At 36.5% G+C, this 12,715-nt stretch carries 14 protein-coding genes and 1 riboswitch; of the genes, 9 read left to right on the plus strand and 5 right to left on the minus strand.

What is annotated here, in order from left to right; all coding sequences use genetic code 11:
• Positions 1–29: 29 nt before the first annotated feature.
• The gene (locus M030_RS0115800) at positions 30–521 is read left to right on the plus strand and encodes a DUF456 domain-containing protein (protein ID WP_027374385.1); all 492 of its coding nucleotides are present in this window, start codon (positions 30–32) and stop codon (positions 519–521) included.
• Positions 522–537: 16 nt separating this feature from the next.
• The gene (locus M030_RS0115805; protein ID WP_027374386.1) at positions 538–1,047 is read left to right on the plus strand and encodes a hypothetical protein; all 510 of its coding nucleotides are present in this window, start codon (positions 538–540) and stop codon (positions 1,045–1,047) included.
• Here M030_RS0115805 and M030_RS0115810 read toward each other — a convergent pair.
• The 3 genes from M030_RS0115810 to M030_RS0115820 all read right to left on the minus strand — a co-directional run bounded on the left by M030_RS0115810 (position 1,034) and on the right by M030_RS0115820 (position 3,377).
• Positions 1,034–1,675 carry a uracil-DNA glycosylase gene (locus tag M030_RS0115810; RefSeq protein ID WP_027374387.1) on the minus strand — a complete coding sequence of 214 codons (642 nt, stop codon included), beginning with the start codon at positions 1,673–1,675 and terminating at the stop codon, positions 1,034–1,036. The genes M030_RS0115805 and M030_RS0115810 overlap by 14 nt on opposite strands.
• A 101-nt stretch (positions 1,676–1,776) precedes the next feature.
• The gene (locus M030_RS0115815; RefSeq protein ID WP_027374388.1) at positions 1,777–2,802 is read right to left on the minus strand and encodes an acyltransferase family protein; all 1,026 of its coding nucleotides are present in this window, start codon (positions 2,800–2,802) and stop codon (positions 1,777–1,779) included.
• 56 nt (positions 2,803–2,858) lie between these two features.
• Positions 2,859–3,377: a GNAT family N-acetyltransferase gene (locus M030_RS0115820; protein WP_027374389.1), complete on the minus strand. Its 519-nt coding sequence runs from the start codon at positions 3,375–3,377 to the stop codon at positions 2,859–2,861.
• A 122-nt stretch (positions 3,378–3,499) separates the two neighbouring features.
• Between M030_RS0115820 and M030_RS0115825 the strand changes: the two genes are divergently transcribed.
• The 3 genes from M030_RS0115825 (at position 3,500) to M030_RS0115835 (ending at position 7,396) form a co-directional block, all read left to right on the plus strand.
• Entirely contained in the window at positions 3,500–5,647 is a 2,148-nt protein-coding gene (locus tag M030_RS0115825; protein ID WP_027374390.1) for an endonuclease MutS2, read from the plus strand.
• Between the two features lie 238 nt (positions 5,648–5,885).
• Positions 5,886–6,683 carry a hypothetical protein gene (locus M030_RS0115830; protein WP_194295703.1) on the plus strand — a complete coding sequence of 266 codons (798 nt, stop codon included), beginning with the start codon at positions 5,886–5,888 and terminating at the stop codon, positions 6,681–6,683.
• A gap of 33 nt (positions 6,684–6,716) precedes the next feature.
• Positions 6,717–6,898: riboswitch (cobalamin riboswitch) on the plus strand.
• 114 nt (positions 6,899–7,012) lie between these two features.
• Entirely contained in the window at positions 7,013–7,396 is a 384-nt protein-coding gene (locus M030_RS0115835; RefSeq protein WP_027374392.1) for an acyl-CoA thioesterase, read from the plus strand.
• Between the two features lie 161 nt (positions 7,397–7,557).
• On the opposite strand, the gene M030_RS0115840 is transcribed toward M030_RS0115835, so the two are convergent.
• The gene (locus M030_RS0115840) at positions 7,558–8,148 is read right to left on the minus strand and encodes an HD domain-containing protein (RefSeq protein ID WP_027374393.1); all 591 of its coding nucleotides are present in this window, start codon (positions 8,146–8,148) and stop codon (positions 7,558–7,560) included.
• Between the two features lie 8 nt (positions 8,149–8,156).
• Positions 8,157–8,849, minus strand: a complete 693-nt coding sequence (locus M030_RS0115845) for an XAC2610-related protein (protein ID WP_027374394.1) — start codon at positions 8,847–8,849, stop codon at positions 8,157–8,159.
• Between the two features lie 387 nt (positions 8,850–9,236).
• Here M030_RS0115845 and M030_RS0115850 point away from each other — a divergent pair, with 387 nt between their 5' ends.
• From M030_RS0115850 to M030_RS0115865, 4 genes are all read left to right on the plus strand, one after another.
• Positions 9,237–9,566 (plus strand): PadR family transcriptional regulator, encoded by a 330-nt coding sequence (locus M030_RS0115850; protein WP_027374395.1) that lies wholly within the window; start codon positions 9,237–9,239, stop codon positions 9,564–9,566.
• Positions 9,567–9,577: 11 nt separating this feature from the next.
• Entirely contained in the window at positions 9,578–11,302 is a 1,725-nt protein-coding gene (locus M030_RS0115855; RefSeq protein ID WP_027374396.1) for a PspC domain-containing protein, read from the plus strand.
• A 316-nt stretch (positions 11,303–11,618) separates the two neighbouring features.
• Positions 11,619–12,203, plus strand: coding sequence for a 1-acyl-sn-glycerol-3-phosphate acyltransferase (locus M030_RS0115860; protein ID WP_027374397.1), 585 nt, complete (start codon positions 11,619–11,621; stop codon positions 12,201–12,203).
• A gap of 46 nt (positions 12,204–12,249) precedes the next feature.
• The gene (locus M030_RS0115865) at positions 12,250–12,681 is read left to right on the plus strand and encodes a PaaI family thioesterase (protein ID WP_027374398.1); all 432 of its coding nucleotides are present in this window, start codon (positions 12,250–12,252) and stop codon (positions 12,679–12,681) included.
• Positions 12,682–12,715: the final 34 nt, after the last annotated feature.

Below are 12,715 nucleotides of genomic sequence, written 5' to 3' on the forward strand. Positions count from 1 at the left end.
TTTTCATATCTTCGTTTATATTTTAAAGAATGGATACTACAATCATCAATATTCTATGTCTTGTTTTATTATTGGTCGGGATACTGGGAACTTTTCTTCCGGTACTTCCGGGATTATTATTAAGCATCTGTGGTCTTTTGATCTATAAATTCGGGACAGATGCTGATCTTCCTATGATTTATATCTGGGCTTTCAGTATTCTTACCATCGCTTCTGTGGTACTCAGCTATGTCATTCCTGCCAAAACGAACAGAAAATATGGAGGAACCCGCTGGGGAAACATCGGTTCAGTGATCGGAACTATTGTAGGACTGTTCCTTCCCATTCCGCTCGGCTTTCTGATCGGAATGTTTGCAGGAGTGTTTATTGGTGAGATGCTTCATGATAGCAAGGATATGAATAAAGCCCTGCAATCTACCAAGGGAGCGTTGATCGGATTCATTTATGGAACCGGTTTCAGTTTTGTAGTGGGAGTGGCAATGTTTTTGGTGGTACTTTTAAATATGTTCGATATTATTTAACCTAAATAAAGAAACTATGTTCCATAAAATCTTCATACTGAGTCTGGGAATATTTGCATTAACAGGATGCGATGCCCAAAAGAAAATGAAAAACGACCCAAAAAAACCCGATGCGATGTCCGATACAAAAGCAACGAAACCGAATGATCAAAAAGAAGGCATCATTTACTTTACGGAAGGGGAAAATAAATTTCTGAAAGCCTATGGGATGAATGTAACATTCAAGGGAATTTCTGAAGACAGCCGCTGTCCTGAAGGGGTCAACTGTATCTGGGCCGGGGTAGCCGTTGCGCAGATTCAGGTTATGGGAACCGCTACCAGACCGATGACTCTGGAGCTTGCAAGCATGGATCATCCTTCCAGAAATTACCACCAGTCTACAGACTTCAACGGCTATATGATCAGCTTACAGGAAGTAACTCCTTACCCTAAATCAGAAGGAGGTACAGCTGCTCTGGCCGGAAAATACAAAATAGGAATCAGTATAAAAAAGGCTGAAGAACCTTCAGACACTACCAGGAAATAGGCTTCTTGCCTTTAGAAACAAGATATTCATTAATTTTTGAGAACGGCTTACTTCCAAAAAAACCTCTGTAAACAGAGAATGGCGAAGGATGTGCAGATTTCAGAATAAAGTGCTTGGCCGGATCTATCAGTTCGGCTTTTTTCTGTGCAAAAGCTCCCCATAAAACAAAGACTACATTTTCCTTTTTCTCGGAGATCTCTTTAATGATAAAATCGGTGAATTTTTCCCATCCGAGATCTTTATGAGAGTTTGGGGTATGTGCCCGGACTGTAAGGGTTGCATTTAATAACAAAACGCCTTGTTTTCCCCAGTCATCCAGCTCTTTTGACGTTCGCACCACGCCCAAATCATCTTTCAATTCAATAAAAATATTTTTCAGTGAAGGCGGAGCGGCAACCTGCTCGGAAACAGAAAAACACAATCCGTTAGCCTGATAATCATTATGATAAGGATCCTGACCAATGATCACAACTTCTACATCTTCGAATGGAGTAATTTCCAATGCTCTGAAAATCTGATTTTTCGGGGGAAAAACTTTTGTTGTAGCATACTCGTTTTTCACTTTTTCCCAAAGTGTTTTAAAATATTCAGTGCTTTTTATTGGGGCTAAGATTTCTGTCCAGGTCATGATTGATGGGATAATGTGATGATTTAAATACTCCGGCTTTACTTACAAGCAGGTTACAAAAATATCTTTTAATTACCAGAACACCAAATCCCGCTCTTCAGTTAATTAGGCAATAACTTCCTTGCCGGCCTGAATATTTTCACTCTTTTTTCAATTAAGATATAGGAAAAATAAGAGAGTATCAAAGAAAACAGGATCAGGATCAGATTGTTGATGAATACAATATTCACAATGTTTATATATTGTTTTCTGACGATATAATGTATAATGTACAACGAGTATGAAATATTACCCAACAGGTATATTGCTTTGGTTTCCAAAAATGTTTTCACAAAATTCTGTCCTCCTTCGTATAAATTTTTAATGATAAAAGCAGATAATAAAGGGATAAAGAACAATCCCCGATCCGTATACAAAAGTAATACAGACAATATAATGGTAATATAAATGAAATAACCGTCCTTCTTTATCTGGATACTTGAAAAAGATACAACACCAATTCCCAAAAGATAAGAAGAAATTGTTCTTACCAAAGAATTCAACCCGTACGGAATATCAAGATACTTTGAAGATTTCCCTATCTGCATGGGAATATCTGCACCAATATGAAGGGTATCGGGAAGATGTGGAAGAACAAATCTCAGCAACAAACTTGCAATGATTAATATCTCGCTTCGTATTTTGCAACGTATGATAAACCAAAGCATAAAGGGGAAAATCAAATAACAGATCCACTCGGTGCTTAATGACCAATAAACTATATTCAACAGATAATTGGGATTAAAAAAGCATTGTAATAATGCGGCATTGATCAAAAATTTGGTTTTAGAAGTTTCCACGAAAAATAGAGCAATCACCAAAACCGATATAAAATACACAGGATAGATCCTGTTGACCCTCTTTTTATAAAAATCCCAAATGACCTGAAAATTGAGGTTCTTAAATTTCTCAGAATAAGAAACCGTCAGTAAAAAAGCACTCAGGACAAAAAATATATCTACTGCCACATAGCCCTTTCCTACAATACTTCCGATAAGGATATTTTTAAAATAAAAAAAATGAAAAAACGTTACCCATAGTGCTACAATTCCTCTGAGGCCGGTTAATGATTTTACTTCATTTTTCATAAATAGTGTACATGGTTATAATTTATGGCGAATATAAAAAAAAACATTCATAGCCTTTACACTTTCATTCTTTCATTTTTTAACATAAAAAGCAAGTTTTCATTTTTTTCTCCATTATCTTTTGCTTCCTGCAGAACAAAGCCACCTTTTATAAGGAGCCTCTGAGAACTTTTATTATTTTTGTCGGTAAATGCAAGAACTTTTTGCAAATTCAGAATAGTAAATCCATATTGTAAAACAGACCGCAGTGCTTCTGTCATCACTCCCATCCGGTGGTATTCTGGAAGCAGTTCGTACCCGATTTCTGCAGTTTTTCTATCTTGAGAAAAGTTCCACAGGCAAATGGTTCCTATCAGGTTTTGTTGGCCTTTATCAGAAATCCCCCAGAAGATCATCTCTTTATCTTGTGTCTTTTTTCTGATGTGCAGTATAAATTCCAGTGCATCGTAATTATTTTTTGGTGAATTCCTTTTCACATACTGATTAATCATTTCATTACTTCTGATTTTCAGGATATCATCAATATGGCTTTCGTTAATTTCTTTTAATAATAATCGATCCGTTTCTATTTCCATAACTCAAATGTACTAAACGGATTTGATTCAGGAGTGGTCATATTTTGTTCTCTTCGTGTCAAATTGCCTCATTTTCAAACGTGCACCGCATCATATTCACATTTTCTCACTAAATTTGCAGTGTGTATATAGATAAAGAAGATTTAGACGAATTAGAGTTTCCGCAATTGCTCGCGGAAATCTCCCCATTTGCGTATTCTCCGAAAACAAGAGAAAAAATTCTTCAACTTCGTCCGATGGAAATTGACGAGGCGGAACTTTCGTTAAAAAAAACGTCAGAATACCTGTCGAGTTTTGAAAGTTCAAATGCGATTCCGTTTGATGAATATGAGGATATTGAAAGTGAGCTGAAACTGATGCTTATCGAGAATTACCGTCTGGAAAACAGTGCTTTCATCAAAATAAAAACCCTTACGGAGCAAATCGGAAGGCTTCAGAAGTTTTTCCCTACCATGCCTGAAACCTTCCCTGTTTTGATGGAAGAAGTTGCCGTTCTGGAATTCAGAAAAGAAATCATTGAAAAAGTAGATAAAGTTTTTAACCGTTTTGGTGAGGTAAAAAGCGAAGCTTCCCCTGTATTAAAAGGATTGAGAACAGAAATCCAGCATGCTAAAAAAGCGATCCAGGAAAATTTCAACAGAGCACTCACCACCTATGGACAGAGCGACTTTTTGGATGACATAAGGGAAACAATTATTGATGACCAGAGGGTACTGGCTGTAAAATCAGGTTTCAAAAAGAGAGTTCCGGGAAGAACTTTGGGAATTTCAAAAACAGGTTCTATCACTTATATCCAGCCGGATAGTGTGGTAAAACATTATTTTAAACTTCGGGAAAACGAAGAAGAAGAGAAAAAAGAGATTGATAAGGTTCTCAGAAAACTTACTGCTGATCTTGCAGAATTTCAGCCTCAGCTATGGAGATATCAGATGTATATTTTTGATCTGGACCTGACAAGGGCTAAAGCAAAATTCAGTGAATCCATCAATGGAGTGCTTCCTAAGATCAACCGCCACAAAACACTGAAGTTAAAAGATGCTTACCATCCTTTGCTATGGCTTAGAAATAAGGTGGAAAATAAAACTATTTTCCCTCAAACCCTGTCGTTAACGGAGCACAACAGGATTATCTGTATTTCCGGTCCGAATGCCGGAGGAAAATCCATTACCCTGAAAACTGTAGGATTGTTGCAGTTGATGATTCAGAGCGGTATTCTGGTGCCTGTGCATCCAAAATCGGAGATGTTTTTCTTTGAGAAGATGATGACGGATATTGGTGATAATCAATCTATTGAGAACCACCTTTCCACGTATTCTTCAAGACTGAAGAAGATGTCGGGAATCATCCGCGAAGCAGATGCAGATACCCTCCTATTAATTGATGAGTTTGGTACAGGTTCTGATCCGGAACTTGGAGGTGCCTTAGCCGAAAGCTTTATGGAATATTTCTATGACAAAAAGAGTTTTGCCATCATTACCACACACTACACCAATATTAAACTGGTGATTGAGCAACTTCCGAATGCTCAGAATGCGGCAATGCTTTTTAACGAAGAGACCCTGGAACCCATGTACAAACTGGAAGTAGGTCAGGCAGGAAGTTCATTTACTTTTGAAGTGGCTGAAAAGAATAAAATTCCAAGGTTTATCATCCATTCGGCGAAGAAAAAAGTAGAGCATGACATTGTCAACCTTGATAAAACGATTGTCAAACTTCAGCAGGAAAAATTTGAAGTTGAAAAACTGAAATCTGATCTTGCAGAAAGAAAAGAATCTGTAGAAGACAAACGTGATAATCTTCAGAAGCTCAATGACCAGCTTCAGCAGAAGTTATTCAACTTTCAGAAGCTGTATGAGGAAGAACACCGTAAACTTCAGTTTGGAAATAAAATTGAAACGTTCATCGACAGTTACACCAAGGGTAAATCACGAAAAGACGTTGTCAAAGATTTTGTAAAATTACTGGAGCAGGAAAAGTTCAGAAAACTGGGCAGTGATAAGGATGAAACGAAACGTCTTCAGGTGGTTAAGAGAAAGATCACCCAACAGCTTAAAAAGGAAGAAGTGATTGAAAAAATTGCTGAAACCAATGAAAGACTGGAAGAGAAACGCAAAACCGATCGCGAAGTCTGGATGAAGGTAGGACAGAGAGTTCGTATAACGGGAAGTACAAGCGTAGGAACTATTGAGAAAATCTCAAGAAACAAGGTAGTTGTTAATTACGGAACTTTCAAAACTACGATTGATTCGGATGAACTTGAGAGAATTTAATCAATCTGAAAATCCATTGATTCCAATATAAAAGAGAGTGTCTGATGATGCTCTCTTTCTTTTTGATCTCAAACCCTTGTCTATATTTTTATGAATTATCGTAAAAACCATTCAGAATACAAATAAAGCTGTTCTGTTTTCACAAATTTACCATCAAAAAATTAAAACAACTCCTATAACATAAATATCTTTTCAACAATTTTTAATTTATATATTTGGGGATCTAAAATTTGTGATAATGGTTTCAGTAAACAAAGCATTCTACTTATCGGTCTTCAGTATTTTCTCTGTAGCATTGGCTAAAGGACAGAATAAGGTTCCTTTCGGCGTGGTAAAAGCAGAAGAAGGATATGCCAATGTACGTGTACACAAAGATAACTACCGAAAGATTGTAGATAAAATCCGTATGCGCAAAGGAGATGTCTTTGTTTATGTAAAACCTGCTCCCGGAGAAACGGAATGGATATGGATCAAATATCCTGAGAAACAGGATGATGACAAACCTTTTGTAAGATATGAAACTCTTGATAAGGAAGGAATGGTCAACAAAGAGCGTATTGCCTATATTGATCAGCTTCCGGCCTACACTCCCACCAAGTCAAAAAACGGGAAATCTATGATCTTTACAGATAATTCCGACCCTAAAGTTCCTACCGCGCAAAGAAGCAAAGTAGTTATTGACGTCTACCCTTCCAATGCAGGTTACCGTAAAAAGGAAAAGGACGCCGACGGAAAGATTCTTACCATTGATAAGATAAAACCGTGGGGAATAGGCAACGACCTTCCTGAAGGGATGACCGAGATCAAATCTATCAGAGTTCAGCAACCGGGAAGAGGTTCTGTTTTTGTAAGAGAAGCCATTAAGAACATGTTCCAGCCTACTATGGATTTCAATAATGTATCGGTAACGGCTCTTGACAATGATAATATTTTTCTTTATATGATCAATGGTTCAGGAGAAAACAGATATACGACTCTCTGGACGATCAAAAAAGGGAGAGTGATCAGCCAGATTATTTATCATAATCCGGAATAATTTCATTATTTTTGCACCCGAAAAGTTTTATACTTATTCATCATAGAAACTGGTTCTGCTTAACCGCAGATTAAAAGGGAACCGTGTGAAAATCACGGACTGTCGCGCAACTGTAAGTAACAAAAGTCTTTTATAAAAGATCCACTGTGCGGGGCATGGGAAGGAGATAAAAGATGTTACAAGTCAGGAGACCTGCCTTTTTCTTAAACAAGAAACTTTCGCGATCTGAAGTTGTTTTGATCTGATGGATTGTTTCAGGGATTTTTAAAGTTCCTGTCATTATTCTGTTGTTTGATAACATTTCATTTCGCTTTAATTAATAATGAAATATGACTACAGAAGAAAGAATTGAAGCATCCGAAACAAGAATCTTTAAAGCGGTTTTTCCTAACACTACCAACCATTATGATACTCTTTTTGGAGGCACGGCTATGCAGCTGATGGATGAGGTGGCTTTCATTACCGCAACCCGTTTCGCAAGAAAAAGAGTGGTGACGGTAAGCAGTGACAAAATTGATTTCAAAAAACCAATCCCGGCAGGAACAATTGTAGAGTTGATCGGAAAAGTTTCATATGTAGGAAAAACGAGTATGAAGGTAAATGTTGAGATCTTTACCGAGCAAATGTACTCTTACGAGCGAGAAAAAGCGATTATAGGTGATTTTACTTTTGTAGCGATTGATGAATTCAAGAAACCAATTCAGATACTATAATATTCACGAATGACTCGGGCGGCCTTTGGCCGCCCGAGTCATTCGTGAGCTAGCCCATTACAATGTTTTTATTCCGGATTCTGCTTTTAATATACAATAAGCCAGCTGCACAGCTGGCTTATTTATTATTCTAACAAGGATCTTATTTTATGGGTAACCATTTATTTCAAAACTTTTTCAGTTTCCAGGCTTTTGTTCAACAAAAGTTCAAAAGCCTCACCCATTTCATCAGAAGCCCTTGTGATAGCATTTTCCAGCATATTTCTGATTTGTCTCTCCGTTACCCCAGCTTCCGTCCAGCTTTTACCTGAAGTATGCGAATTGAGAATAAAGGGCATGATTCTATCGATAGCACACGCAAAAATTGCATCCGGTGTTTTTTCCTCTTCAAATTCAAGCCATAGATTAAAGAATTCCGTACGCAAAGGTTCATCTAGGATACCAAAAATATTCTGAGCCGATATTTTCTCTCTTTCAAATTTACCTATCATTGCATCTTCATCAAACAGAAAAGTATCTCCTGCTTCGATTTCTACCAGATCATGAATAGAAAGCATTCTTATTACTCTCAATAAATCTATATCCGCGCGGTTTTTAGCATAGGGATAAAGAATCTGAGCTAAAATAATGATCTGCCACGAATGCTCGGCTGTGTTTTCCCTTCTGGAATCATCTGCATTGTAATTTCTTCTTTGTACGTTTTTCAAAGCATCTACTGCAAGGATAAAATCGATCTCTCTCTGAATCTTCATTGTACTTTCTATCTTTTATATTGTTCTGATGAATATACTTTTGTTTTAGTCATCCATTTATTGTTGATTTTCTCTTTCGTAATGACTTTTACGCGGTCTTCCTGCGTCATATCTTCCTCTTTTTCCAGCACTGCTTCCAGTCCCTTATTAGGAATTACAGCATATTCCGTTGTAAAAAACATGCAGCACCCTGATTTGCCCGTAGCAATAAGCCTTTTCCGCTTGTGATCTACGGTAAATAATCCCAGAGAATTGGATCCGATATCAGTCAGCTCTGCACTTTTCACAAAAGCCATTCTCGTACTGTTAAACACATAGACATCGTAGGAATCAGCACTATAATTCCCCATATTTCCGTTTCTGATGGCGATATCTTCAGTTCCGTCAAAATTAAAATCATCAATAATGACCGGACTTTGTTCGTTGGATAGCTGAAGCATCTTACCAGGGACCAATTTCTGCCCCTTTTCTAAATTAAATATAAGATTATCAGAAGTAAAAGTCTGTACTTTAGTGTTTTTGTTATCGTATAATTCTATCGTTCCTTTATCTTTACACCGGTCATCAAAACAATTTTCCACATTGATAATTGCATTGTATTTTTTTGATACATTTTTAATCTCAAACTGGTATTGCCCAAAGCATAAAGGTCCCAATACAATAGCCGCGGATAAAATCTTATACGTATTTAAAATTTTCATAGTAATAGTTAATAGAGATTGGTAATAATTTATAACAAAAATACAAATCATTAAAGCGATCACAAAATCTCCGGGCCATTAATATGGGCAACCAAACACTTTCTTTTTCAAAATTAGTCTGATTTTTCCTCTTTTACCAAGCTCTGTTATAGATATCCACCGTTTTTTTCACTTAAAAAATGAGTTCCGGTAATTCTATCAAAAACAGAATATAAAATTATTTTACTGATTATCAATAGGTTAAATATATTATTTTGAAAATTTTACTACTTTGTATTGCATAATACCATTTTATTTACATATCTTTGTAATGTAAAATTAGAATAGGCTCAACTAGCTAGGGGCACTTTTCTAAAGATTATAACTAATTAACAAAACTTATCAAAGATGAATACTGAAAATACCAAAGCGCAAATGCGAAAAGGAATTCTGGAATTCTGTATTTTAAGTCTCATCAATCATCGCGAAATGTATGTTTCCGACCTTATCGATGAACTTAAAAAAGGAAAGCTGGATGTAGTGGAAGGCACCCTCTACCCTCTTCTCACAAGACTTAAAAACGGGGAATTTCTCTCTTACAGATGGGAAGAATCAACAGGAGGACCACCCAGAAAATATTATCAGATTACAGAAAAAGGAAAACTTTTCCTGAATGAACTACTCAATACCTGGAATGAACTGACGGCTTCAGTCAATCAAATCACTCAAAAAAATTAAAAAACAAAGCTATGAACAAGACACTCTCAATAGGACTCGCAGGTTTTTCTTTTACGATAGAAGAACACGCATATATAAAGCTCAGCGATTACCTGAATGCTCTGAGAAGCTCACTGGATGCTTCGGAAGCAGATGAGGTAATGCATGACATAGAAATAAGAATGGTGGAGATTTTCAATGATTCTCTGGGAAAACGTGAAGTAATCAACGATACTGACGTAGAAAAAGTAATCGCACAAATCGGGACCCCTGAAAAAATTGAAGAACAGGAGGAGGCTTATTTTTCAGAAAAAACATCTACCAGAAAAAACAATTCAGGAACCAATTATACAGATAAAAAACAATTGTTCCGCGATCCTGAAAAGCAAAAAATTGCAGGAGTATGCGCAGGGCTAGCTCAATATGTAGGAATGGATATTACGGCAATGAGAGCAATCTGGCTAGGTATTTTTATCCTTGGCATCTTTACAGCAGCCATTTCATCATCATTGATCGGACTTCTGTATGTTGTTCTTTGGTTAGTCCTTCCTAAAGCTGAAACCGCAGCAGATTTCCTGAAAATGCAGGGAAAGCCTATGAACTTCGACAATCTTAAGAATGAGTCTAATAAATTGGTACAATTTGCCAATGAATCTACTCAGAGGGTCGGAGAGATCTACAACGAAAACAAACCATACATCAATAATGCCAGCAGTGGAATCTGGAATGTATTCAAATATATTGTCGGTGGATTATTGGTATTGATGGCTATAACAAGTATTATCGGGGTATTTGTTTTATTTGGTCTTTTCGGAATGGATACTGATTTTCCGGGGGCCAATCAGATCAGATTCTATATGGATGATAACGGACTTGATAAAGTACTGGCAGCCATGATGATTATCGGTAGTTTAATTCCTGCCATTATCTTCAGTTTACTAAGTATCAAAATTTTCTCACCAAAAACAAAACTGAGAAATATCGGATGGGTAATCGGTGGATTATTCCTGCTACTTATCGGATTAGGAACCTATTTCGGAATCAGTATGGCTAAGAAAAACCTGATCTACAGAGGAAGTAAGGAAGATATTGAAAATGTTGCCATCAACACCAATTCTGATACGGTATATGTAGATGTAAAACAAATCAATATTCCACAGAATTTCAAAGCATATGATGATGATATTTACTCTGATAAAAAAACAGTATATGAAGAAGATTACATCTCTGTGGATGTAACGAGAAAAACAGATATCAAAACACCTTATCTGATCATTAAGAAAGAAGGAAACGGCTACAATTACCCTGTTCAGCTTACAGTTCCTGTAGAAGTAGTGAACAACAAAGTAATACTTCCTAATTTTATGAAGTACCCTTACGAACACAGGTTCAGAGATTACAGAGTAGATTATGAATTGGTTGTTCCACAAAAAACAATTGTACTTCCATTAAAGAAAAACGGAATCCACTTCGATGGAGACTTAAATGGAGACGGTATTAACGACAACGGTGAAGATGATGACTACAACAACCACAACGGAATCAGAATTGAAAAAAATAAAATCACCGTAAACGGTTCAAGCATAGAATATAACTCAGACGATAAAGACAGCATTATTATCAACGGAAAAAAAGTTCCCAATAATCAGGCTAAGAAAGTAATTGATTCTGTAGCATCCGACATCAAAAAAATAAATAAAGATGTGGATATCAAAATCAAAGACGGAAAAAACGAAATTTCCATACAAACTAAATAATTAACTTCAGAGAGTGGCAGAAGGTGTGAATGGATAGCAACCGTTTGAAATTCACACTCTTCTTCTCTCAGAAAAGTGAAAAAAATCATATTATTTAATTCGTCATGTAAAAAAATTGTTTTAATTTCGTAGTACTAAAATTAATAACCAACTCAACAACCAAAAACACTATTGTTATGATCCAATTTGCACTAGAATTCGTAATGAAAATCGTAGATTTAATTAACGGTTTATTTTAAGAGCGATAATATTTCAATATATTTGTAAAGTATAACCAATATTTGGTTATACTTTTTTGTTTTTAATCCAAGAATCTATGAAAAAGCTGATAGGCAAATTGATGTTAAAATTATTGGGATGGAAAGTCGTTCTTCAGGGAGATGTTAATACCCTCAACCGATGTATCCTTGTCGTGGCTCCGCACACCCACAATATGGAATATATTCTAGGTAATTTCGCTTATTGGTCCTTAGGGAAACCCTTAAAAATAATCATTAAAGACGCTCACACTAAAGCCTGGTATGGAAGTGTTGTAAAAGGGCTAGGCGGTATCGGTATTGACAGAAGCCAGAAAAACGATCTTGTTAATTTCGTTGCCAAGCAATTCGCTAAAGAAGATTTCAGCCTTGTGATCACTCCTGAAGGAACAAGGAGCTGGGTTCCGAAATGGAGAAAAGGGTTTTATCATATGGCATTAGCCGCAAAAGTTCCTATTGTACTGGCTGCAGGAGATTTCAAAAGAAATATCGTCTACCTGGGCTACACCATTCCTTACGAAAGAATTGCTTCAGTTCCTTTTGCTGAAATCATGCAGGAAATACAGGACTATTATGTAAAAAATGATATTGTTCCTAAAGTTCCTGAAAACTGGAATCCGGATATTATGGGCACCGGAGAATAAAAGCTGATAAAATCATTTGTAATTAATCATTTATTCATCATAAAAAATGAAAGACCAAACCAAAGAAGAAATCCTTATGTTTTTAAATAACTGGGGAGAGGGTGTAACATTAGCAAAGACACTTGAAATAAAATTTATTGATATTGACGTAGAAAATGAAACCCTTACCGCAACCATGCCCGTCCAGCCAAAAGTACATCAGCCTTTCGGAATTCTGCACGGCGGAGCCAGTTGTGTACTTGCTGAAACATTAGGGTCAAGCCTGTCTAATTTTTTTATTGACGGAAATAAATATTACGGGGTAGGAACCAATATCAACTCCAATCACCTGAGAAGTAAAAAAGACGGAACGGTAACAGCAACTGCGCGTTTTATCCGCAAAGGAAAAACAATGCACGTTTCCGAGATTGAAATTCGTGACGAAAAGGGAACACTCATCAACCATACAACGATGACCAATAATATTATTCTGAAATAAGAAGCATATATCTTCAACGAAAACCCAAGGCTCA

This window comes from Chryseobacterium sp. UNC8MFCol (assembly GCF_000482305.1).
Lineage (GTDB): Bacteria > Bacteroidota > Bacteroidia > Flavobacteriales > Weeksellaceae > Chryseobacterium > Chryseobacterium indologenes.